The organism is Campylobacter sp. CH278 (genome assembly GCF_004378845.1).
Classification (GTDB): Bacteria; Campylobacterota; Campylobacteria; order Campylobacterales; family Campylobacteraceae; genus Campylobacter_D; species Campylobacter_D jejuni.
Genome location: NZ_RYXZ01000004.1, coordinates 92,923 through 115,114 on the forward strand (window position 1 = coordinate 92,923; position 22,192 = coordinate 115,114).

A 22,192-nucleotide genomic window follows, 5' to 3' on the forward strand; every position below is an offset into this window, starting at 1 on the left:
GGGGATTGATGAGGCATATTTTTTTCATCATCGCGATTATATTCTTTATAAGCGGATGTAGTTTTTATCAGAATTTAAACTATACTCGTCCGATTTATAATACAAATAAAGAAACAAAACTTAAGACTATTGCAAATGAATGGAAAAAAACTCCTTATGTTTTAGGTGGAACTACTAAAAAAGGTGCTGATTGTTCAGGATTTACACAGAGTGCATTAGCTCAGCTTAATATGCGCATACCTCGCACCACAAAAACTCAATTAGGTTCTGGGAGAAAAGTTTCTAAATCAAAATTGCAAACAGGAGATTTGGTATTTTTTAAGACAGGTAGAGGGCCAAATGGTATGCATGTTGGTATTTATATGAGCAAGGGAAAATTTATACATTTATCTACTAAAGGTGGAGTAAAAGAAGTCGAGCTAAATAGTTCTTATTGGAAGGCTCGTTATATAGGAGCAAGAAGGTATTAAAGTGAAAATAGGTGTATTTGATAGCGGGGTAGGGGGGCTTAGCGTTTTAAAATCTCTTTATGAAGCTAGACTTTTTGATGAAATTATCTATTATGGAGATACCGCAAGAGTTCCTTATGGAGTAAAAGATAAAGATACTATTATAAAGTTCTGTCTTGAAGCATTGGAATTTTTTGAACAATTTCAAATTGATATGCTTATCATTGCATGTAATACTGCTAGTGCTTATGCTTTAGATGCTTTAAGGACAAAAGCACATTTTCCAGTATATGGTGTAATTGATGCAGGGGTTGAAGCAACGATAAAAGCTTTGTATGATAAAAATAAAGAAATTTTAGTCATTGCAACAAAAGCAACCATTAAATCAGAAGAATACCAAAAGCGTTTATTATCCCAAGGATATACAAATATAAATGCTTTAGCTACAGGGCTTTTTGTACCTATGGTTGAAGAAGGTATTTTTGAAGGAGATTTTTTGCAAAGTGCTATGGAGTATTATTTTAAAAATATCACAACTCCAGATGCTTTGATACTCGCTTGCACTCATTTCCCTTTACTAGGTCGTTCTTTAAGTAAGTATTTTGGTGATAAAACAAAATTAATTCATTCGGGAGATGCTATAGTTGAATTTCTTAAAGAAAGAGAAAATATAGATTTGAAAAATCATAAAGCAAAATTACATTTTTATGCTTCAAGCGATGTTGAATCTTTAAAAAATACTGCTAAAATTTGGCTAAATTTATAAGGAAATAAAATGATAGAATTGAAAAAACCAGATGAAATAGAAAAATTAAGAATAGCAAATCAAATTGTAGCAAAAACTTTAAATTTTTTAGAGAATGAAATTAAAATAGGAATGAGCTTAAAACAAATCGATAAAATGGCAGAAGATTATATTTTAAGCCTTGGCGCCAAGCCATCATTTAAGGGACTTTATGGTTTTCCAGGTGCCATTTGCACATCTTTAAATCAAGTTTGTATCCATGGAATTCCAGATGATAAAATTATCAAAGAGGGTGATATTTTAGGTCTTGATGTGGGAAGTTTGATTGATGGGTATTATGGGGATGCAGCAAGAACTATTGCTATAGGAGAAGTTTCACCCACTGATAAAGCTTTAATCTCTTGTGCTAAAGACGCGTTATATCATGCTATAGATATTATTCGTGATGGAATGCGTTTTAAGGAACTTTCAGCTGCTTTAGGCGAATTTATCCATGCAAGAGGTTTTGTCCCGCTTCGTGGATATTGCGGGCATGGTATAGGACGAAAGCCCCATGGAGAGCCTGAAATTTTAAACTATTTAGAAAAAGGTGCGAGTGCAAAAAGTGGCCCTAAAATTAAAAATGGAATGGTGTTTTGCATAGAGCCTATGATATGCCAAAAAGATGGAACACCAAAGCATTATAATGGAAAATGGGATGCTGGAAGTATTGATGGGCTGAATGCGGCTCATTATGAACATTGTGTTGCCGTGATTAATGGGCGTGCTGAAATTCTTTCTATGATATGATATTAAATTATAAAAATAATATTTTTTTCTTAAAATCCTAAAAATTTAAAATTTTTTAAATAATATTGTAGTAATATTCTTTAATAATTTAAGTTAATAAATGATATTTTTATAGCAGATTAAGTGTTTTTAGAATAAAATATCACATCGTATTAAACTAAAACATAAATATGATTTAGATAATTTAATAAAAATTGTTAATTATCTAAATATTTATTTTAGTTTAAAGAGATCTTTTAAGATCTCGTTTGGGTTAGGCTATTTCCCTCCCCCTTTTTATTCGTAGCCTAACTCTCTTTTAGAGTTTGGAAAATCTCTTTAAGCTAAAATATATTATATTTGCTTAAAGAGAACAAACGATTACTATTCTTATTTAAATAAATTTTTAAAATCCATTGTAGAGTTATAAATTCCAGCATTATCCATAGTTTCGCCCATGGTAATTGCGGTTGCTAATTCTGATAGAATGATTTTTATTTCATCTCTTTTATCTTGTATATAGGCCAATACACCTTCGTAATTACTTGTTTGAAGAATTAAAAGTGGATTGGCAATTTCAAATTCAAAGAGTTTTTTATCAACATAAACATTGAAAATATTTCCAAAAAGAGCTGTTCCCATGAAAGAGCAGTTTTGTATAAGTTGTGATGCTGTAGCATCAAGAGTTCTTTTTTGCATATCATCTGAATTTTCATCTATTCTTTCTAGAATGCTTTTTTCTATTTTTTTTAAAGACATATCAAGCACTTGAAGCGCTCCTATAAAATCATTTGCATCATTGATTTGAGAGCAAATTTGATTTGCTTTAAATTCATTCACGCCCTGAATTTCACCTAAGTGTTTTTTAAATATATCTAAATCACTTTTCATTGTTTACCTTTCAAAAATATTGCTAAATATTTAAAAAGCAAAAAGTGTTCCTAAATTAGGATAAGTTAGAATTTACCCAAAAAACAATCTCATTGCCAATTTTATTCAAGGCTTTTTGAAAAGCATTATAAGTAGAGCGGATATCTTTTTTTTCTATTTTTTCTTTAGTATTGAAAATTTTATGAGCTATTATTTGATTGTTTTCAAGATTTATGAAATTTACGCTTATAGAAATTTGAGCGTAGTTTTCATTGTTGTTAAGAATTTGCTCAAAAGAGTTAATCCTGCTTTCAAGAGCATAATCCGCACTTAAAGAGCTTGTTGAAGAAAGTAAGGTTGTAAAAATATTGCTTTGTTCAAATTTTGACAAAATTAAAAAAGAATAAAGATTGCTTGGTAAATCTCCCCAGAAATAATGTGCGTATTTGTTGCTAAAACCATTATCTATATAAACAATAGTTCGCGAGTTTAAATACAAAGGTGTATTTGCATTGCGAATTTTAAGAATTTTACCGGTTTTTTTAAAAAAAATATTTGAGTCTATTCCTTCGTCTTTTAATATGATATTTTCATTTTTATTGATGGTTTCGTGTCTTAAAGAGCATCCGCATAACATAAAAATAAAAGTCAAAATATAGAATAATTGCTTTAGCATTATTTTTCTCCTGGTCCTAGTTTAGGTTTGGTTTCTTTAAAAATCAAATCAGCAGGGCTGTTTTGTAAATTTTCTATTAGAATATTGCTTTCAATTAAAACTCGTTTAAAAAGCTCTAAATTTTGCATCAAAGATGCTTTAATATCATCATAAGTGTTTAATTTTTCATCAGCTTTTTTTATGAAATTTTTTAAAATCATTGTGCTTTCTTTTATGTTTTTAAGACTGGAGTTGAAATTTTGCGCACTAAGGCTTATATTATCAGCCATTTTTCCTATTTTTAAACTTGCGTTTGAAAGATTAAGACTTAAATTTTTAGAATTAGCGTTTAAATTTGCACTTAATTCTGCTAGATTTTGCAAAAGGATTTCTAGATTTTTAAGATTTTTTTCGCTTAAAAGTTCTTTTGATTTATCATCGGCCGTTTTAACCAAAGAAAAAATATGTTCACTTTGTCTGTCTATGGTTGCTAAAAAACTTTCTTTAAAAGGAATGACTGGAAGTTTTCCGTGGATAGATACTAGATCTTTACTATTTTTACTTCCGCCTTGAAGTTGGATAAATTTAAGTCCTGTGATACCTTGAAGTTGTAAAGTAGCAAAGGTGTCTTCTTTTATAGGGGTATTGTTTTTGACCTTGATGCGTATATTAACGCCGAGTTCATCTTGATTGTAAATGCTGATTTCTTCCACGCTACCTACTTCCACGCCCAAAAGCCTTACGGGTGCTTTTATACCAAGTCCTGCAACGGATTCTTGTGTGTGAATTTCATAATACTTAAAACTTTCTTCTTTAGAGTATCCCCCAAGCCAAAGTATGAAACCAAGGCTTGCAAAAAATACTCCAAAAACAAAAAGTCCTACAAAAAAATAATTTGCTCTATTTTCCACTTTTACTCCATAAATCTTTTAAAAAGTCGTTCATTTTGCAGGCGTAATTCTTCATAAGTGCCGCAAAATCCAACTTTTTTATTTTCTAAAATGATAAAACGATCGAGTAAATTTTTCATACTTTCTTTATCATGTGTAACCAAAATGATATTTAGATCAAAACTTTTTTTTAACTCTAAAACCAAATCGTCAAATTCACGACTACTATGAGGGTCAAGTCCTGAAGTAGGTTCATCTAAAAAAAGCAATTTACTATCAAGTGCTAAAGCTCTAGCAATTGCCACTCTTTTTTGCATACCGCCACTAAGTTCGCTTGGAAATTGTTTTAAAACACTTTCGTTTAAGCCTGCCATTTTTAGCTTCATTAAAACCAGTTCTTGTATGCTATTTTCATCTAAATGAGTGTATTCTTTTAAAGGAATAGCGATATTTTCATAAACATTAAAAAAGCTAAAAAGTGCAGCAAACTGAAAAACCACACCCCATTTTTTACGCAAAGTAAGTGCATCTTCTTCGTTGATATTTTTAAGTTTATAGCCTAAAATTTCATATTCTCCACCATCAAAATGTTCAAGCATAAGCATTTGTTTTAAAAGGACGGATTTTCCACTTCCACTACCTCCTAAAATACCAAAAATTTCGTTTTTTTTGATTTCAAAACTTACGCCATCATGGACGATTTTTTCTCCAAATTTTGTAATGATATTTTGTGCTTTAATAACCATTTAAATTCCTGCAGAAGTTAGAATAACAGAGAATAAAGCATCAAAAGCTATCACCCAAAAAATAGCATTTACAACACTTTTTGTTGTATAAATTCCTATGCTTTGTGTAGTGTTTTTTACCTCAAAACCACGAAAACAAGCAATAAGTCCTATTAAAAATCCAAAAATAGGTGCCTTTGCAAGTCCTATAAAGATATGTTTTATATCTACAGCTTCTCTAAAGCGTCTTAAAAATTCGGCAAAAGAAATATCAAGATTTAATTTTGCAACCATCATTCCACCTATAACACTGATCGCATCGCTAATGGCAACGATTAAAGGCATAGCCACCACCAAAGCCATAACACGTGGAATAATAATAAATTCAAAAGAACGAAAACCCATAGTATTCATAGCTGCAATTTCATCAGTGATTTTCATCACTCCAATTTGTGCGGTATAAGAACTTGCACTTCTTCCTGCGATCACTATGGCAGCGATTAAAGGTGCAAGTTCTCTAGTGGCTGAAATTCCCATCAAATCCACTATGAAAATATTGGCTCCAAATTGTGCGAGTTGATAAGCAGCCTGATAGGCTAAAACCACTCCTACTAAAAGAGCGGTTAAAATAACTATAGGCAAGGCTTTGAAAGCAGAATTTTCTATATGATATAAAAAAGCAATAAAGCGAAAATTTTTAGGATTTTTAAGGCATAAAAAAAGACTTGTGAAAAAAGCTCCTGTGAAATTGATGAATTTTCTTAAAATTTTTAAAAGTTCTAAACTTAATTTTCCAAGATCGATAAAGTATTCACTGAAATTTTTATGCGATTTTTTTGTTTTGCTTAGTCTTTGGTAGTTTTTTTCGCAAAGTTCAAAAAGAGTTTGAAAGCGTGAATCTAAGCCTTCTTTGGTGATTTTAATATTTTTATCTTTAAGATCATTTTCCAAAGCAAGGAAAAATCTCACTCCAGCGGTATCGATTGCTTTTAGATCTTTAAAATCAAAAATCACTTCCTTGCTTTGAATCAAAGCTAAAAAATCTTTTATTTTTAACTTATAAATACTTGTTTTATCCCAAATTCCAAAGATAAAAAGAGTGTTATTTTGAAATTTGAAATTTGTATTCATTTTATTTGCTAAGGATAAAATTTACAAGCTTTGAAACGCTAAAGCCAAAGTGTTCAAACACATCTTTGTCTTTGCCACTTTCTCCAAAACTTTCTATGCCATACACTTTATGGCAAAATTTATAAAGTTCATTAGAATGTGCTGCTTCAACGCCTATAACTTCACCTTTTAACAATCTTTCTTGATAAGATTTATCTTGTTTTTCAAAAAGTTCAAAACAAGGCATGGAAACAACATTACAAGCAAAACTTTGTTTTTCAAGTTCGATTGCACTTTCTAAACAAAGCCAAACTTCACTTCCACTTGCTAGAAGTGTAAATTTAGCGTCTTTGCTTTCTTTGAGTAAATACGCTCCGTTTTTTACATCTCCAAAAATAGGTTCATTTAGGGCTTTGAGTTTTTGGCGTGAAAGCACAAAAGCACTTGGAATATCAGCATTTAGGGCTATTTGCCAAGCTTTGACATTTTCTACCCCATCAGCAGGCCTAAAGGTTAAAAAATTTGGCATAGCTCTAAAAGTGCTAAGTTGTTCTATAGGCTGGTGTGTTGGTCCATCTTCGCCCACACCTATACTATCGTGCGTGAAAATGAAAAAATGTTTGATTTTCATTAGGGCTGCTATTCTTGCGGCAGGTTTTAAGTACTCACTAAAGATGAAAAAAGTTGCCGAAAATGGTAAGAAAATTCCATATCTTGCAAAAGCATTGTTAATCGCTGCCATAGCGTGTTCTCTAATACCAAAATGGATATTTTTACCTTCTACAAAGTCTCCCATACCATGAAGTTCTGTTTTATTTGAAGGGCCTAAATCCGCACTTCCGCCTAAAAATCCTTCTAAATTTTTAGCTAAAACATTTAAAATTTCACCATTGCTATCTCTTGTAGCAAGATCTTTTCCTTTAAAATCAGGATAAGCTATCTTGCTAAAATCGGGATTGAATAGCCTTTCTAAAAGTTCTTTTTTACCACTTTTTTCAAGCTTATCTTTCCATTTTGCTTCTTCTAAATCCCCAAGTTCTACAGCACTTTCAAAGCGGATTTTGCTTGCTTGTGGGATATGAAAACTGATATTTGGATCAAAACCTGCTTGTTCTTTGGCTTTTTTAATCACTTCTTCACCCAAAGGTGCGCCATGGCTTTTATGACTGCCTTCAAGCTCTCCTGCACCCTTTGCTATAGTTGTTTTTGCGATGATAAGACAAGGTTTTGTGGATTTTTTAGCTTGTTCTAAGGCTTTATTAATTTCTTCATAATCGTGTCCATTTATACTTAAAACTTCAAATCCTTGTGCTTCAAAACGCATTTTTACATTTTCGTTAAAGGCTAACCCTACATCGCCTTCTATGGAGATATCGTTGCTATCGTAAATGAGTATGAAATTATCAAGTTTGTGAAGTCCTGCTAAAGAACAAGCTTCATAAGAAATGCCTTCTTGTAAATCTCCATCTCCGCAAAGACAATAAATTTTATGATCGATTAAATCACTGCCTAGCAAATTTTGTGCTTTTTTTGCCGCCATAGCAAAGCCTACAGCATTGGCAACGCCTTGTCCTAAAGGGCCTGTAGCGATTTCTACTCCAAGAGTTGAAATTTCAGGGTGTCCTGGGGTTTTAGAATGAAGTTGGCGGAAATTTTTAAGATCTTCTAAGCTTAAATCATAGCCGCTTAAATGTAAAAAACTATAAAGTAAAGCACTTGCATGTCCACCTGAAAATACAAGTCTATCACGGTTTAGCCAAGTGGGATTTTTAGGATTGTGTTTTAAATGATAACTTAAAACACTTAAAATATCTGCTAAACCCAAAGGTGCACCTGGGTGTCCTGAGTTTGCTTTTTGCACCATATCAGCACTTAAAAATCTTAGAGTATTTGCCTGTTCTTGTAAAATTTGAATGTCCATTTTTTACCTTTATAAGTATTGAATTATTAAATTTTGTATCATTTGTGCGAGTTTTTCATTAAGTTTTTCTAAGTCTTGTTCGCATTCACTAAGAAGATTTTCTTTTGTTTTTATGGCTTGTTCAAGTCCAAGTAAATTGACAAAAGAATTTTTATGAATATCGTTGTTAGTAGGCTTTCCGCTTTGTTCTTGACTTGTGGTTACATCGATAATATCATCATTGATTTGAAAAATCAGTCCTAGTTTTAAACCAAGTTTGTAAATTTGATTGCTTTCTTCGTTGTTAAGTTCGCAAATTTCACAACCCATTTTTAAAGCTGCAGCGATTAATCTTGCGGTTTTATGTGTGTGTAAAAACTCAAGTTCATTTAAACTCAGTCTTTTGTCTTCAAAAAAACAATCAATAGCTTGTCCTATGACCATTCCATTAAGTCCTGCATTAAAGGCAAGGGTTTTGATGAGTTTGATTTTGATTTCATCTTTTAAATGAGCATGACTTAGAACTAAAAAAGCTTCAGTATTTAAAGCATCACCCACTAAGATGGCTGTAGTTTCATCGTAGCTTTTGTGTAAGGTTGGAATTCCTCGTCTAAAATCCGCATTATCCATAGCGGGTAAATCATCATGTATGAGTGAATAAGTATGGATAAATTCCAAAGCTAAAGCCACATCTAAAGCTTGATTTAAAAGTTCAGGTTTATTGCTTTGTACTACGCTTAAAAGCAATTGTGCACGAAAATGCTTTCCTCCTGCTTTTAGCATAAGAGCTAAAGCTTCATTAAAAAAAGGATGAAAGCTTTCGACTTTAGGTAGATTTTTTTCTAAGTGATGGATAAAAAGTTCTTTTAAATTCACTTAGTAAGCCTTATGAAAAATTGAAATTTACCGTCGCCACCTGAGTTGGCATTTCCGCCTAGTTCATTGTTGAAATTTGATAAAGGTAATTTGGTACTTTTGCGTTCAATTAAGATGCTAAAGTCATTACCAGCGCTTAAAATATTTTGTAATTCTTTAAAGTTATTTAAAATAATATTATTAACGCGTAAAATTTTATCTCCTACCATAAATCCTGCATTTGATGCTTTTGATTTTGGATCTATTTTAGTTACAACAAGACTAGTATTAACCGTTAAACCAAGATTGCTTGTGAAATTTGTAATTTTTGGTTTTGGTTTAGAATCAGGAAGATTAAATTTGCTCAAATCTTTTGCAAAAACTTCAGTAGAAATATTTAAATCCATATTATCACGCAACACTTGAAAATAAAGAGTGCTTCCGCGATCTGCAAAAAGAATTTTTTCATTGAGTTTTCTTAAATCATTGGCGGGCAAGCCATCAACACTTATAACTTGATCGTTGATTAAAAATTGTGGATTTTTTCTTACATTGTTAACATAAATTTTATTTTCTCGAACAACAAAATCAACGCCAATATCCCCCCAATAAACATCGTTATATTTCATAAAATGTTTTAAATAGCGATTGCCTATAAAAGAGCTATTATTTAAAGCAATCCCCATCATTTCACAGCACGGAGTCCCTAAAAGTCCTATTTTAGAATTAAAATCAAGTTGATCTTTTTCATCAATATTTTGAGCTAAATACTTAATATGCCCTATATAAGGTTTATTAGGATCCCAAATTCCAACCCAATCATTACGAGTAAGTTTTTCTTCATCACCCATAGGAGTAGGGATTAGGCTAAAGTCAGTTCTTACAAGATATAAATTTAAAAATGGATCATATTTTACATATTTGTTAAGCTTAGTATTAGGCTGTTTTAGCACAGCAAGTAAATTTTCACTGAGTGCAAAAGCTGGCATTCCTTCATAGTTAAGCATGCTTGCCTTATTTCTTTCATAACCTGCTAAAAAATCTTCAAATTTAGGTCTTTCTATGCCAAAAGACAAAGTAAAAAGCATGCAAATAATTAAAATTTTTTTCATAATTTCATACCTCCAAAACCACCTAAAACATCATTTGCCATACTGGAACGATTTTGCGCAACCATAGCCAAAACATCATTAATCGCAGAAATAAGTAAAATTTGCAAGGACTCTTTATCTTCAAGTAAAGAATCATCAATGCTGACATCGATAATCTCACCTTTTCCATTAGCACTTACTTTAACAAGTCCTGCTCCACTTTTGGCACTAAATTCACGATTTGCAAGTTCTAGTTCTATATTTTTTGCTTTTTCTTGAACTTGATTTAAAAGTTCTCCCATTTTAGAAAAATCCATATTTTCAAACATTGATTATCCTTGATTTTTTAAAATTTCATTAACAACTACTTTATCACTAAAAGGATATTTTATCCCTTTAATTTCTTGAGTAGTTTCATCACCTTTGCCTAAAATAACGACTAAATCGTCATTTTCTTTTAGTTCTAAAGCTTTTTTTATGGCTTCTTTTCTATCTTCTATCATTAAAACTTTTTCTTTTTTAGCAAAGCCTGATAAAATTTCTTCCATGATGGTTTTTGGTTCTTCGCTGCGTGGATTATCACTTGTAATGATAGCAATTTTTGCAAAATGTTCGACGATTTTTCCCATTAAAGGACGTTTGGTTTTATCTCTATCTCCACCTGCTCCAAAAACAACGATGAGTTTTTTATTTTTAAGAGTGTCAAGTACTTTTTCAATGCCATCAGGCGTATGAGCAAAATCCACAATCACACCTTTTGCTACTTGTTCTACCCTGCCACAAACTCCGCCAAATCCACTGATAGCTTTTTCCAAGTCTTTTAAATCAGGCTTTATGAGTTCATTCACACAAGCACTAGCAACTAGAAGATTGTAAAGATTAAAAAGTCCTAGTAAGGGCGAGTCTATGTGAAAAGTTTGATTTTTATTTGTTACAATAGCACTAATGCCTTCTTCTAAAGAATAAGCTTTGATTTGATATAAAGCAGGATTTTCTATGCCGTAAGTAAAAGCGTTACGCACATTAAATTTAATAGCCAAAGCATCTTTGTTGATAAATTTTAAACTCTCATCTGTAAAAAAAAGCTCTTTTGCTTCTTTGTAATTTTCAAAAGTACCGTGAAAATCTAAATGATCTTGAGTGATATTGGTAAAAATTTTAGCAACAAAATTTAAGCCTTCGATGCGGTTTTGAACGAGTGCGTGTGAGCTTACTTCCATGATGAAAAAATCACATTTTTTTTGAGTGGCTATTTGTAGGTACTCTAAGGTTTTAAGAATAGGGGAGGTGGTTAAGGATTTTTCATCAATTTTTTCATCGTTGATAAAAGCTCCTCTTGTTCCGCAAAGTCCGCATTTATAACCTAAATCCAATAAGATAGAATAAATCGCTGCTGCGGTTGTGGTTTTGCCATTGGTTCCTGTGATTCCTATGATTTGAATCTTTTCGTCGATTTTTAAAAGTTTTTTACACTCATTTACATCAATGATTTTTGCACCTTTTTCTAAGGCTTGAGCGTGAAATTTAGCATTTTGTGTGGTTTGTAAAAAAAAGCATTCTTTTTCACACTCTAAGGTATTATCTGTAATGAATGAATTTTCAAGTTTTAATTTCACTTTTAAATCCTATGAGTTTTTCTTGGAGTTTGATAAATCTATCATTTGCCCAAAAATGAGGCATAACATTTTCTATATAATTTAAAGTCATATCTTTATAGCCATTATCAAGTAATTTTTCCAAGAAATCTAAAAAATCATCACGATTATCAATAACTAACTTAGTGCTGTTAATGATATTTTCAAAACTTTTTTGAAAGCCAAGTTCTTCTTCGCTTTTTAAAAAATCTTGATAATTTAGTGCATGCCCATCTTCAAATTCGTTTTCCTGTTTGTTTTCTTGTTTTTTAAATTCAATTGTACTTAAAATTTCTTCTAAGTCTTTATCAATGCTAGAGATTTTGTAATGTTCTATATAAAAATCAAAAAGTAAAGAAGCTTCTTTAGGAGATTTTAAAGCAAGATCACAAAGGCAGATAAAATTTAGCAAGCGTTTATTTTTGCGTTTTTCATAAGCCATAGAAAAATACATTTTTGCAGTTTTAAAATCTTTCTTGTAAAAATGTTCAATTCCAAGTTTTTTATAATTTTGCAAATTCGTCTGCTCCGCCGTTTAAATTGATTATAGTGATTTCTGGATGAATATCAATCTTAAGTTGCCTTTCAAGGCCATATTTTAGCGTTGTTCCACTCGATGCACAGCCTTTACAAGCTCCTATTAAATGGACATAAACAATCCCATTTTTAATTCCTAAAAATTCAAGCCCTCCGCCATCACGTTCAAGCATAGGCAAGCTCTTTTCTAAACTTGCTTTAACAGGATTTATAAGCTCTTCATCACTAAAAGGCATCATAATTTATCCTTAAAAATTTTTATATACTTTAGCGTGATTGTGTTTAAAAAAAGGTAAATTAAGGCTTGAAATTTAAATAAATTAAAAAGGTTCATCATTATCTTGTGTGCTAAATCCTAAATCATAAGCTGTAAAGTTTTTGTTACCAAAAATTCCATTTAAGTTTCTAAATGATTGTTGCAGAATTTCTTCGTTTTTTTCATATTTTAAGAAGATTAAATATTCTTTTAAAAAATTATTTAATTCTTCGGTATTTAAATTTTTAATTAGAAGATTTAAATTTTTATCAATAAGCGTAAAAAGTTGTTTTTTTAATGCGAGTGTAGAATTTTTAATTTTTACATTGTTTAAAAAAGCTAAATTAACCTTGCAAATACCTAACAAGAATTCGCTATAGTTTAAATTTTTTCGAATATTTTTACTTTCAAATTCTCTAATATCACTATCTTCATAACCTTTTTTTTCTAAAATTTTATCCAATAAAATTTTATGCTTAAAACAAACACTATCACTAATTTGCTTAAAATCGTTACATATATCTGGATGCTGTTTTAAAAAAGCTATAAGTTCTAATTCTGCAATGTGAATTTTTTCTTTAGGAAAATTGTATTTATTTTGAGAAATTAAAGGGGTTTGTATGGTTTTTTTTGAATTTTGCGATAAGACAATAAATTTTTCATCCACTTTTAATAAATTTGAAACTAGACCAGTGTAAGAATTTGCCACTAAAGGTTCAAGATTAAAGGTGAATTTTTGTATAGTTTCTAAAGCTTTTTGTTTATCAAGAGCAGAAATTATGGAATGAGTGGATATTAAGCGTCTGATATAAAATTCACCAAGCTCTATTCCTTCATCGAGTATATCATGAAGTTTTGTGCTTTCATTTTTTGTTACGAGCTCAGCAGGATCTTTTCCACCTTGCAAAATTGCCACTTTACCGTCTATTTTGTTTGTGCTTAATAAAAATGCAGATCGTGTCGCAGCTTTTAATCCTGCTTCATCATTGTCAAAACATAAAATCACTTTTGCATCATAACGGCGGATTAAGGGTAGATGATGTTCGGTTAATGCTGTTCCAAGAACTGCTACAGCATTGTTAAACCCTGCTTTGTGAAAAGCTATTGCATCCATGTAGCCTTCACATACTATTATTTCTTTTTTTTTGGCTATATTTTCTTTAGCGATGTTAAAAGCATAAAAAATTCTACTTTTATCAAAAAGTATATTTTGGGGTGAATTTACATACTTTGCCGGTACATTGGGATTTAAAGTACGCCCTCCAAACCCTACCAATAAGTCTTTATGATCGTAGATTGGAAAGGTGATACGCCATATAAAACTTGCGTAAAATTCATTATTTTCATCTTTTTTTAAAGCTCCAACACTCATAGCATCTTCTAAAGGAATTTTTTGATTTTGCAATAATCTTATACTATCTTCACTTGCTCCTGCAAAACCTAATTCGAATTTGGCTATATCTTTGTCATTTAAAGCTCTTTGGTAAAGATAGGTTAAAACTTCTTTGTGGTGTTTGAGATTATCTTTAAAATACGCATTTAAGCTTGGTAGTATAGATTTTAGCTCTTTTTTATTTTCTTGTTTTTCTTTTGTATAACTCAAAGTAAAATTACTAAGGCTTGCAACTTTTTCAACTGCATCGGTAAAACTTAATTTTTCATAATCCATTACAAATTTAAAAGCATCTCCACCAGCCTTGCAGGCAAAACAATGATAAAAACCTTTGGTAGGATTGATATGCATAGACGGGTTTTTATCTGCATGGAAAGGACAGATACACACGAAACTAGAGCCTTGTTTTTTTACTTCGATATAATTTTCTATAATATCAACAATATTAAGTCTTTGGGATAAATTTTCTATACTTTCTTTAGTTATCATTTTACAAACCTTGTTAAAATTATACAAAGATTTGGCTATAATTTGGCATAAAATTTTTAGAGCGAGACTATGGATTTTTTCTTTGTAGAATACAGAGACCCTTTAGTAGGGCTTATAATTTTAACCATTTTAGTATTTGTTGTAGCTGTTGCAAATTATATTTGGAAAATATTTGCTAGCAAAGATGAAGAACAAAAGCTTGAAAAATTTATAAAAAAATTTGAAATGGATAACGCTCATAAAGAGTTGTTAAGAAATAGTAGCTTGAGTTTTGGAAATTTAAGTTTTTTGGCCGAAATTTTTACTAAAAGCGGGGAATTTGAAAAAGCAACTCAAATTTATTTGATTGCTCTTGAAAAATGTAAAGATAAACAAGAAAGAGAATTTATTTTCCTTTCTTTAGCAAAAGTTTATTTTAAAGCAGGATTTTTAGAGCGTGCAAAAGAAGTTTTATTACAAGCTTTAAAACTGCGTCCAAGAAATATACAAGCCTTAAAACTTTTAAAAATTGTTTATTTAAAACTTCGTTCTTATAAAGAAAATTTAGAACTTTTAGAATGTCTTTTTGAGCTTAATGAAGATGTGCAAAAAGAGCATGATTTTATCAAAGCTTTAGAACTTTGTACTTTTAATATCACTGATGAAGAAAAAAAGAAAAAACTTTTAGAATTTAAAATAGAAGATAATCCTATGTTGGGGCGTTTAGTTTTTGAAAAATATCATATGTTTTTAGGGCAAAATTTTTTTGATATTTGTGATTTGCTTTATAGGGAAAATGAAGCGTTTAATTTAGAAAATCAAGATTTTTTAGAATTCTTTTATGCTTTGGGTAAAATTTCAAAGCATGATGATACGCATCAGTTTGTTTTTAAAAATTCTAATTTTAAAATGTTAAAAATTTTAAAAGATAATTCTTTTAATGCGGGGTTAGAATTTTCATACCGTTGTTCTGAGTGTAAAAATGTTATGCCTTTGTTTTTTTATCACTGTCCTGTTTGTTATGAGTTTAATACTTGTAAAATTATTTATGAAGTGAAAAACAATGAAACACATTGAAATTTATACAGATGGTTCATGTCTTAATAATCCAGGTTTTGGCGGATGGGCTTATATTTTGCGTTATAAGGAGTATCAAAAGGAAGGTTTTGGAGCTGAGGCTAATACCACTAACAATAGAATGGAGCTAATGGCAATTATTGAATCTTTGAAGGCTTTAAAAGAGCCTTGTGAAATTTCGCTTTTTACAGATTCTAACCTAATGGTTCAAAGTATTAATGAATGGCTAGAAGGATGGATAAAAAAGGATTTTAAAGGTAAAAAAAATATAGATTTATGGAAGGAATATATTAAAGTGGCAAAATCTCATAAGATTAAGGCTTTTTGGGTAAAAGCACATAATGGACATTTGGAAAATGAAAGGTGTGATACATTGGCGCGTGAAGCTGCTTTGAAAATTGCAAGGGAAAATGATGAAAAACATTGAAAAACTAGAGCAGAGTTTAACTTATGAATTTAAAGATAAAAATCTTCTTATACATGCTTTAACCCATAAAAGTTTTAAAAAATCTTACAACAACGAACGCTTGGAATTTTTAGGTGATGCTGTGCTTGATTTAGTTGTGGGTGAATACCTTTTTCATAAATTCGCTAAAGATGCCGAAGGAGATTTATCTAAGCTTAGAGCGGCTTTAGTGAATGAAAAGTCTTTTGCAAAAATTGCAAATAGTTTAAATTTGGGCGATTTTATTTTTATGAGTGTTGCTGAGGAAAACAATGGAGGAAAAGAAAAGCCTTCTATACTTTCAGATGCGTTAGAAGCCATTATAGGTGCTATACATTTAGAAGCTGGGTTTGAGTTTGCAAAAACTATTGCTTTAAGGCTTATAGAAAAAAATTTCCCTCAAATTGATGCAAAAATTCTTATAAAAGATTATAAAACAAAATTACAAGAGATTACACAGGGAAAAATCGGACAAACTCCGCAGTATGAAACAGTGCGTGCTTTTGGTCCTGATCATTTAAAGCAATTTGAAATCGCTTTAATGCTTGATGGTAAAGAACTTGCAAGAGCTATTGCGGGAAGCAAAAAAGAAGCACAGCAAATGGCAGCAAAAATTGCACTTGAGAAATTAGGAGCTTTATAGTGAATACCTTTGGTACAAGATTGAAATTTACAAGTTTTGGTGAGTCTCATGGTGTGGCTGTTGGATGTATTATTGATGGAATGCCTGCTGGGGTTAAATTTGATGAAGAATTTTTACAAAATGAGCTTGATAAACGCAAAGGCGGGAGTAAATTTGCAACACCAAGAAAAGAAAGCGATAAAGCTCAGGTTTTAAGTGGGGTTTTTGAAGGATATACAACGGGTCATCCCATAGCTATAGTAGTTTTTAATGAAAATGCTCATTCTAAAGATTATGATAATTTAAAAGATCTATTTCGTCCTGCTCATGCGGATTTTACTTATTTTTATAAATATGGCATAAGAGATCATAGGGGTGGGGGTAGATCAAGTGCTAGGGAAAGTGTTGCTAGAGTGGCTGGTGGTGCAGTTGCAGCGATGCTTTTGTGTGAATTTGGCATTTGTGTTCAAAGTGGTGTTTTTGGAATAGGAACTTTTGTATCAAATTTGAAAGAAGAAGAATTTGATTTTGAATTTGCTAAGAAAAGTGAAATTTTTTGCCTTGATCCAAAACTAGAAAGTGACTTTAAGAATGAAATTTTAAATGCTAGAAATTCAAAAGATAGTGTAGGTGCTGCTGTTTTTACAAAAGTTAGTGGTATGCTTGTGGGACTTGGAGAAGTTCTTTATGATAAGTTAGACTCTAAATTAGCTCATGCTTTAATGGGAGTTAATGCCGTTAAAGCAGTTGAAATAGGCGAAGGTATTAATGCAAGCAAAATGCGCGGATCGTGTAATAATGATGCTTTAAAAGATGGCAAGTTTTTAAGCAATCATAGTGGAGGAATTTTAGGAGGAATTTCAAATGGAGAAAATCTTATTTTAAAAACTTATTTTAAACCTACTCCTTCTATTTTTGCCAAGCAAGAAAGTATAGATAAATTTGGCAATAATTTGGAATTTGAACTCAAAGGTAGGCATGATCCTTGTGTAGGTGTTAGAGGAAGTGTTGTAGCTAGTGCTATGGTGCGTTTAGTTTTGGCTGATTGTTTGCTTTTGAATGCGAGTGCGAATTTAAACAATTTAAAAAATGCTTATGGATTAAAATAAAAAAAGCCCATTTTCATGGGCTTGATTGCAATATTTTGAAAAGATTCAAATACTATATCGCTTGTTTTGCTAAATACTTTATACTTTAACTAATAAAAAATTGATTAATATCAGCCTTATTTTCAAAAGCTATACTTGTATAAGCTTGATTTTTAAATTTAAGTTCATAGCTTTTTCCTACTTCGTGTTTAGTATAGGTAAGGGCTATTTTTAAGGCAAGTTCTAAGTCTTTTTCTGAAATTTTTTCATCTACCAAAGAGTAAGCTCCGATTAAATCCCCAAGTTCTATTACTTCATATTTAGGAGTTTTTAAACCTTTTAAAAGAGTATTTTCAAGTTCATTTCTACCTATGATCATTTTAGCTCCATTGGGTAATCTTAAATGACGACCATATTTTAAAAGTTGTGCGTCATTAACCTGCATATCTTTGTCAAATTCTATGAAATCTCGAATTTTTTTAGCAAAACTATCAAGAGTTAGCAAACAACCCCCACCTGGGCTTTCAAAGTCTTCTAATCCAAATTTAGCTGCAAGTTCAAGTTGTCTTTTACGACTTCTTCCGCTAATACCTTCGAGTTTTTCTCTATCTACCCAACCTTCTCTTTCAGGTTTGGTTAGAGGTAGGTTTTTTGCACACATAGGACGCAAGATTAAATCTTCTTCATCAAGAGCAAGTTTTTTAACCTTTGCCATCGCATCACTTCTTTGACTCATAGGGCGTTGTCCTAAAACTTCTCCTGTGATGATAAAACTTGAATTTTCTTCTTTTAACATAGCAAGAGCAGTTTTAAACATAAAAGCATGACAATCTATACAAGGATTAAAATGTTTGCCATAGCCGTATTGTGGATTAAAAAGCACTTCTTGAAGATAGGAATTTCTTACATCTATCATTTCAAAATCCGCACCTACCATTGCTGCACGCTTTTTCATGATTTCGCTTTTATCACTTGTGCTTCCAAAACCTATGTTGATATTTAGAGCTTTAACTTCTATGCCTTGTGCAGTGATGAGTTTCATTGCAAGCATACTATCAAGCCCACCGCTAAAAAGAGCTAATGCTTTCATTGATTCCTTTCTGAGATTATAAAGTTTTTTAAGATTTTGTCGATTATAAAAGGTATAATTTTAACTAAAAAATCTTTAAAATAAGGATTAGAAAGTGTTAAAAATAATTTTGGTTTTAAGCATTTTGAGTTCTTTTACTTTTGCAAATTCTTGTGCTAACTACGAGCAAGAACTTAAAAAGTGTAATTCTTTAAAAAATTCACATGAGAGAAAAATGTGTCGTTTAGGTTTATTTGCAAAATGTAAAAAAGGATAAATAATGAAAATCGATACTTCTGCTAGTTTAACTCATTCTTTAACTAATAATGTTGATAAAAAAGAGCTTAGCGTGTTAAAAAAAGAAGATCAAGATAAAATTCCCGTGCAAGATCTTTCGAGTTTAAATAGCGATGGTGTTAAGGTTGTTTTTGAAAATAAGCAAGGTGAACTTATAGCTTTAAATTTAAGCGATGAAAATTATAGTAGTTTACAAAAAAATTTTGGTTCTTATACGAATTATGTTGCTAGAAATGATGGTAGTATAAGGCTTAATGGTGAAGCAAATCAATTTGTTTCAAATTGGTTTGAAAGTGTAAAAGATAATTTTGGTTCTTTAAATTCAAATTTAAATAATAAACAACAAAGTGTAAAATTAAATTTTAATACAAGCACCCTTCAACAAAGTATGCAAAATTTAGGCTTTAAAACAAGCGATGAAAAAATATCTGATGATGTAAATATAGAAGAAAAATTAAATTTTTTTATTGATAAAGATGTAAATAAAGATGGTAAAGTTGATGATAGTGATGTTAAAGAACCTAGCATGAGAGAAATTTTAAGCGACATTAAAGAAGCATCAGGTGGTGGAGCTAGTGCTATGAAAACCATAGATCCGCAAAAAATCAATAAAAAAGATGATAAGGAAAATAATATCAAAGAAAAAGAAGACGAAGATTTGCTTCAAAAAGCTCAAGAAAAAGGTTTAAATGCTTTAAGTGCTGATGAGCAGGCAAAGCTTAAGGCAAGCAATCCTGAAGAATTTGAAAAACTGAAGCAAAAATCCTTGCAAGAATTAAGTCAGAATTTAAGTAAAGATTTTCAAAATAAAATTGAAAATCAAGAAGCGCAAATTGTAGATAAGAGAGTGTAGTAAATTATAATTTTATCCTCTTAGGGTTTTAAAATCATATATAATAGGTAGTGTAATTCTTAAATCCCCGTTATAGTATGGAAAATTTAAAGAAGCTTTTCTTATGCTTTCTAAAGCACTTTTATCTAATAAATCATATCCTGAGCTTTCTATAATTTTTAAATCTGCTAAAGTTTTGTTTTCTTTCCATAAAAATTCTACTTTTACAGTTCCTTGCATACGCATTTTTTTTGCTTGCCTTGGATAAAATTGTGCTTGTTGTATAGCTTTTTGGATTTCTTTTAATACAGGGTGATTATCTTTTCCTTGTGTTAATTGAGTGATCTTAGGTTTGACATTTGTATCAGTTGTTTTTGCAAAAGTTTTAACTTCTTGAGTTGGTGCTATTGGGGTTTTATTTGGTATTGGGTGTGGAGGTGTTTTTTTTATCTTTTTTTGAATTTTTTCAGGAGTTTTTTTAATAACTTTTGGCTGAGGTTTTGGTTTGATAGGTTCTATAATGGATTCTGTTGGTTTAGTCTCATTTGTTGGATTGGTTTGGATAAATTGTTTTATTGCCAAAGAAAAAGAATCTTCATTTTTAATTTCCATTTTAAAAAAATCATTTGAGTAAAAAATGACAAAAAGCAAAGGTATAAAGACTATAAAAGTTATATAAGAAGCTTGGTATTTATGATTTAAAAATAAAGTTTTCATTTGTTTTTCTCAGTAAGAATTTGAAAATTTTCATGTTCTTTGGCTTTTAAAAAATCTATAATTTTTACAAAGCTTTCAAATTTAGCATTTTTATCGCTTTTTAGTTCTACTATGGTTTTTTTATCAAGTGAAAAAATAGCATTTTGAACTTCATTTAAATCAGCTAATTTATCATTTAAATAAAAAGTATTTTTTTCGTCTATGGTTATAAGAAGTTTTTTTTCATTATTGCTTATATTGGTAGCATTTTCACTTGAAGGAAGTGAGATTTGAATTTTTCCATGCGCAATAAAGGTTGAAATACTAAGCACTATAGCAAGCAAAACAAGCATAATGTCTATAAATGGAACTATATTTAAACCTTCATTTTTTGGTAGTTTAAGCATTTTTATTTGCCTTATAAGCATTGCTTAAGAGAGAAACTTTTCTAAGTAAGGCATTATAAGCCATTAAAGCAGGAATAGCAACCAAAAGTCCTAAGGCTGTAGCTTTAAGAGCTAAAGAAAGTCCCACGACTATAGATTTGACATCTATATTACCCGCCAAGCCCATTTCGTAAAATGTAACCATGATGCCTATTACAGTACCTAAAAGTCCTATATAAGGGGCATTGGAATAGATGATATATATAGTGGTTAAATTTTCACTAATCGCATCATCAAATTGCTCTTGATTCTCATAATTTTTAAAGTTAATTTTTCTAAAAAATAGCATTCTTTCTACGACACACCAAAAAGCTATAAATGCCATAATTCCTAGAATTAAAAAGATAATTAAGTCGATGTAATCTTTTAGAAATTCCACATTTTTCTCCAAAAATATACTTATAAATTTTAAAAGATTATACTATATAAAAAATAAATTTATAATTAATATCAATTATCATAATTTTTAAGAAATTCTTGTTTATAGTATTTATTTTTATTAGGTTATAATTTATAAAAATTTAATAGGGTTTAACATGACTATAGATTTAAATCACAATTTTACCTCTTTTGAAGTTGATTTTAATTTTTCGGAGTTAAAAAGCATTTTAGAAGATAAATTTAATATAAAAATAGCTGATGAAAATTTTACCAAAGAGGGCGTGATTTTTTCATATGAAAATATGTTAGTTACTCTAAATTTGATTAAAAATCCTATACCTAATCACGAAGCAGAATACTATGCAAATTTTAATTTTATGTGGAAAGATGCCTTAGAGCAAACTAAAAAACATAAAGCTCATCTTCTTATAGCGGTGCTAAGTCAAGATCAAAGCAAATTAGAACAAGCTAAAATGTTTACGAAAATTGCAGCTTTATGTTTGGATAATAAACATGCTTTAGGTTTTTATACAGGTGCAGTTGTTTTAGAGCCCAGTTTTTATATAGAAAATGCAAAAATGTTAGATGATAATCGCTTGCCGGTATATAATTGGATATATGTTAGTGTTTATCCTAGTGAAAATGGAGTTAATGCTTATACTTATGGGCTTAGAAATTTTGATAAATTAGAACTTGAAGTTTGTGATTTAAACATAGAAGAAAAAGAACTTTTCTTTTGTATTTATGATATTGTTTTGCATATTTTAACTTATGATATTAATCTAAAAGATAAAGATATTTTAAAATTTGAAGATGGAAAAGAAATAAAATTTATAAAAAGTCAAGGTATAAGTGTTGAGAATGAAAGCTTGAAAATTATTTTTTAAGTTTCA

The 22,192-nt window shown here is 30.4% G+C and carries 27 protein-coding genes; 10 read left to right on the forward strand and 17 right to left on the reverse strand.

All coding sequences use genetic code 11. The annotated features are described in order from the left end of the window. The first annotated feature begins 8 nt into the window (after nt 1–8). Genes ELQ04_RS04545 through map form a run of 3 tightly spaced genes read left to right on the forward strand, consistent with a single transcriptional unit; the run spans nt 9 to nt 1,983 of the window. Entirely contained in the window at nt 9–470 is a 462-nt protein-coding gene (locus ELQ04_RS04545; RefSeq protein ID WP_044778090.1) for an NlpC/P60 family protein, read from the forward strand. Between the two features lies 1 nt (nt 471). Beyond that, on the forward strand, nt 472–1,215 hold the full coding sequence (gene murI / locus ELQ04_RS04550) for a glutamate racemase (RefSeq protein WP_002937396.1): 744 nt from the start codon (nt 472–474) through the stop codon (nt 1,213–1,215). Between the two features lie 9 nt (nt 1,216–1,224). Next, entirely contained in the window at nt 1,225–1,983 is a 759-nt protein-coding gene (map, locus tag ELQ04_RS04555; RefSeq protein ID WP_002868878.1) for a type I methionyl aminopeptidase, read from the forward strand. Between the two features lie 369 nt (nt 1,984–2,352). Here the strand turns inward: map and ELQ04_RS04560 are convergent, their stop codons facing one another. From ELQ04_RS04560 to dnaG, 13 genes are all read right to left on the reverse strand, one after another. Next, entirely contained in the window at nt 2,353–2,853 is a 501-nt protein-coding gene (locus ELQ04_RS04560) for a flagellar FLiS export co-chaperone (protein WP_002937395.1), read from the reverse strand. A 55-nt stretch (nt 2,854–2,908) separates the two neighbouring features. Continuing rightward, nucleotides 2,909–3,508 carry an ABC-type transport auxiliary lipoprotein family protein gene (locus ELQ04_RS04565; protein ID WP_002937394.1) on the reverse strand — a complete coding sequence of 200 codons (600 nt, stop codon included), beginning with the start codon at nt 3,506–3,508 and terminating at the stop codon, nt 2,909–2,911. Continuing rightward, nucleotides 3,508–4,398 (reverse strand): MlaD family protein, encoded by an 891-nt coding sequence (locus ELQ04_RS04570; RefSeq protein ID WP_002866847.1) that lies wholly within the window; start codon nt 4,396–4,398, stop codon nt 3,508–3,510. The genes ELQ04_RS04565 and ELQ04_RS04570 overlap by 1 nt, the downstream gene beginning before the upstream one ends. A 2-nt stretch (nt 4,399–4,400) precedes the next feature. After that, the gene (locus ELQ04_RS04575; protein ID WP_002937393.1) at nt 4,401–5,123 is read right to left on the reverse strand and encodes an ATP-binding cassette domain-containing protein; all 723 of its coding nucleotides are present in this window, start codon (nt 5,121–5,123) and stop codon (nt 4,401–4,403) included. Further along, nucleotides 5,124–6,233 carry an ABC transporter permease gene (locus ELQ04_RS04580; RefSeq protein WP_002937392.1) on the reverse strand — a complete coding sequence of 370 codons (1,110 nt, stop codon included), beginning with the start codon at nt 6,231–6,233 and terminating at the stop codon, nt 5,124–5,126. It lies immediately after the preceding gene. Between the two features lies 1 nt (nt 6,234). Further along, a complete protein-coding gene (gene tkt, locus ELQ04_RS04585) occupies nt 6,235–8,133 on the reverse strand; it encodes a transketolase (protein WP_044778089.1) in 1,899 nt (632 codons plus the stop codon). Between the two features lie 9 nt (nt 8,134–8,142). Then, the gene (locus ELQ04_RS04590; RefSeq protein ID WP_002851379.1) at nt 8,143–8,988 is read right to left on the reverse strand and encodes a polyprenyl synthetase family protein; all 846 of its coding nucleotides are present in this window, start codon (nt 8,986–8,988) and stop codon (nt 8,143–8,145) included. Beyond that, a complete protein-coding gene (locus ELQ04_RS04595; RefSeq protein WP_002862279.1) occupies nt 8,985–10,079 on the reverse strand; it encodes a PDZ domain-containing protein in 1,095 nt (364 codons plus the stop codon). Before ELQ04_RS04595 ends, ELQ04_RS04590 begins: the two co-directional genes overlap by 4 nt. After that, nucleotides 10,076–10,387 carry a YbaB/EbfC family nucleoid-associated protein gene (locus tag ELQ04_RS04600; protein WP_002851172.1) on the reverse strand — a complete coding sequence of 104 codons (312 nt, stop codon included), beginning with the start codon at nt 10,385–10,387 and terminating at the stop codon, nt 10,076–10,078. Before ELQ04_RS04600 ends, ELQ04_RS04595 begins: the two co-directional genes overlap by 4 nt. Before the next feature lie 3 nt (nt 10,388–10,390). Next, nucleotides 10,391–11,674: a UDP-N-acetylmuramoyl-L-alanyl-D-glutamate--2,6-diaminopimelate ligase gene (locus ELQ04_RS04605; protein ID WP_002937390.1), complete on the reverse strand. Its 1,284-nt coding sequence runs from the start codon at nt 11,672–11,674 to the stop codon at nt 10,391–10,393. Then, the gene (locus tag ELQ04_RS04610) at nt 11,658–12,209 is read right to left on the reverse strand and encodes a hypothetical protein (protein WP_002855727.1); all 552 of its coding nucleotides are present in this window, start codon (nt 12,207–12,209) and stop codon (nt 11,658–11,660) included. Before ELQ04_RS04610 ends, ELQ04_RS04605 begins: the two co-directional genes overlap by 17 nt. Then, a complete protein-coding gene (locus ELQ04_RS04615) occupies nt 12,196–12,468 on the reverse strand; it encodes a NifU family protein (protein WP_002858971.1) in 273 nt (90 codons plus the stop codon). The genes ELQ04_RS04610 and ELQ04_RS04615 overlap by 14 nt, the downstream gene beginning before the upstream one ends. A gap of 81 nt (nt 12,469–12,549) precedes the next feature. Continuing rightward, a complete protein-coding gene (gene dnaG / locus ELQ04_RS04620; RefSeq protein WP_002937387.1) occupies nt 12,550–14,367 on the reverse strand; it encodes a DNA primase in 1,818 nt (605 codons plus the stop codon). A 69-nt stretch (nt 14,368–14,436) separates the two neighbouring features. Between dnaG and ELQ04_RS04625 the strand changes: the two genes are divergently transcribed. From ELQ04_RS04625 to aroC, 4 genes are read left to right on the forward strand one after another with little or no spacing between them, the layout of a single operon-like run. Beyond that, nucleotides 14,437–15,423 (forward strand): CDC27 family protein, encoded by a 987-nt coding sequence (locus ELQ04_RS04625; protein WP_002868888.1) that lies wholly within the window; start codon nt 14,437–14,439, stop codon nt 15,421–15,423. Continuing rightward, a complete protein-coding gene (gene rnhA / locus ELQ04_RS04630; RefSeq protein ID WP_002851277.1) occupies nt 15,410–15,850 on the forward strand; it encodes a ribonuclease HI in 441 nt (146 codons plus the stop codon). Before ELQ04_RS04625 ends, rnhA begins: the two co-directional genes overlap by 14 nt. Beyond that, entirely contained in the window at nt 15,837–16,511 is a 675-nt protein-coding gene (rnc, locus tag ELQ04_RS04635) for a ribonuclease III (RefSeq protein ID WP_002862275.1), read from the forward strand. The genes rnhA and rnc overlap by 14 nt, the downstream gene beginning before the upstream one ends. After that, nucleotides 16,511–17,599 carry a chorismate synthase gene (gene aroC / locus ELQ04_RS04640; protein WP_002937385.1) on the forward strand — a complete coding sequence of 363 codons (1,089 nt, stop codon included), beginning with the start codon at nt 16,511–16,513 and terminating at the stop codon, nt 17,597–17,599. The genes rnc and aroC overlap by 1 nt, the downstream gene beginning before the upstream one ends. 85 nt (nt 17,600–17,684) lie before the next feature. Here aroC and ELQ04_RS04645 read toward each other — a convergent pair whose 3' ends face one another. Further along, nucleotides 17,685–18,668 carry an MnmA/TRMU family protein gene (locus tag ELQ04_RS04645; RefSeq protein WP_002922187.1) on the reverse strand — a complete coding sequence of 328 codons (984 nt, stop codon included), beginning with the start codon at nt 18,666–18,668 and terminating at the stop codon, nt 17,685–17,687. 94 nt (nt 18,669–18,762) lie between these two features. Between ELQ04_RS04645 and ELQ04_RS04650 the strand changes: the two genes are divergently transcribed. Both ELQ04_RS04650 and ELQ04_RS04655 read left to right on the forward strand, forming a co-directional pair. Then, the gene (locus tag ELQ04_RS04650) at nt 18,763–18,924 is read left to right on the forward strand and encodes a hypothetical protein (protein ID WP_002937383.1); all 162 of its coding nucleotides are present in this window, start codon (nt 18,763–18,765) and stop codon (nt 18,922–18,924) included. A 3-nt stretch (nt 18,925–18,927) separates the two neighbouring features. Next, nucleotides 18,928–19,797 carry a hypothetical protein gene (locus ELQ04_RS04655; RefSeq protein ID WP_002937380.1) on the forward strand — a complete coding sequence of 290 codons (870 nt, stop codon included), beginning with the start codon at nt 18,928–18,930 and terminating at the stop codon, nt 19,795–19,797. Nucleotides 19,798–19,809: 12 nt separating this feature from the next. Here ELQ04_RS04655 and ELQ04_RS04660 read toward each other — a convergent pair whose 3' ends face one another. From ELQ04_RS04660 to exbB, 3 genes are read right to left on the reverse strand one after another with little or no spacing between them, the layout of a single operon-like run. Further along, nucleotides 19,810–20,493 (reverse strand): energy transducer TonB, encoded by a 684-nt coding sequence (locus tag ELQ04_RS04660; protein ID WP_002937378.1) that lies wholly within the window; start codon nt 20,491–20,493, stop codon nt 19,810–19,812. Next, on the reverse strand, nt 20,490–20,879 hold the full coding sequence (gene exbD, locus ELQ04_RS04665; RefSeq protein WP_002851470.1) for a TonB system transport protein ExbD: 390 nt from the start codon (nt 20,877–20,879) through the stop codon (nt 20,490–20,492). Before exbD ends, ELQ04_RS04660 begins: the two co-directional genes overlap by 4 nt. Beyond that, the gene (gene exbB, locus ELQ04_RS04670; RefSeq protein WP_002851166.1) at nt 20,872–21,297 is read right to left on the reverse strand and encodes a TonB-system energizer ExbB; all 426 of its coding nucleotides are present in this window, start codon (nt 21,295–21,297) and stop codon (nt 20,872–20,874) included. The genes exbD and exbB overlap by 8 nt, the downstream gene beginning before the upstream one ends. A 157-nt stretch (nt 21,298–21,454) precedes the next feature. Here exbB and ELQ04_RS04675 point away from each other — a divergent pair, with 157 nt between their 5' ends. Next, on the forward strand, nt 21,455–22,186 hold the full coding sequence (locus ELQ04_RS04675) for a DUF4261 domain-containing protein (RefSeq protein WP_134224458.1): 732 nt from the start codon (nt 21,455–21,457) through the stop codon (nt 22,184–22,186). Nucleotides 22,187–22,192 lie beyond the last annotated feature (6 nt).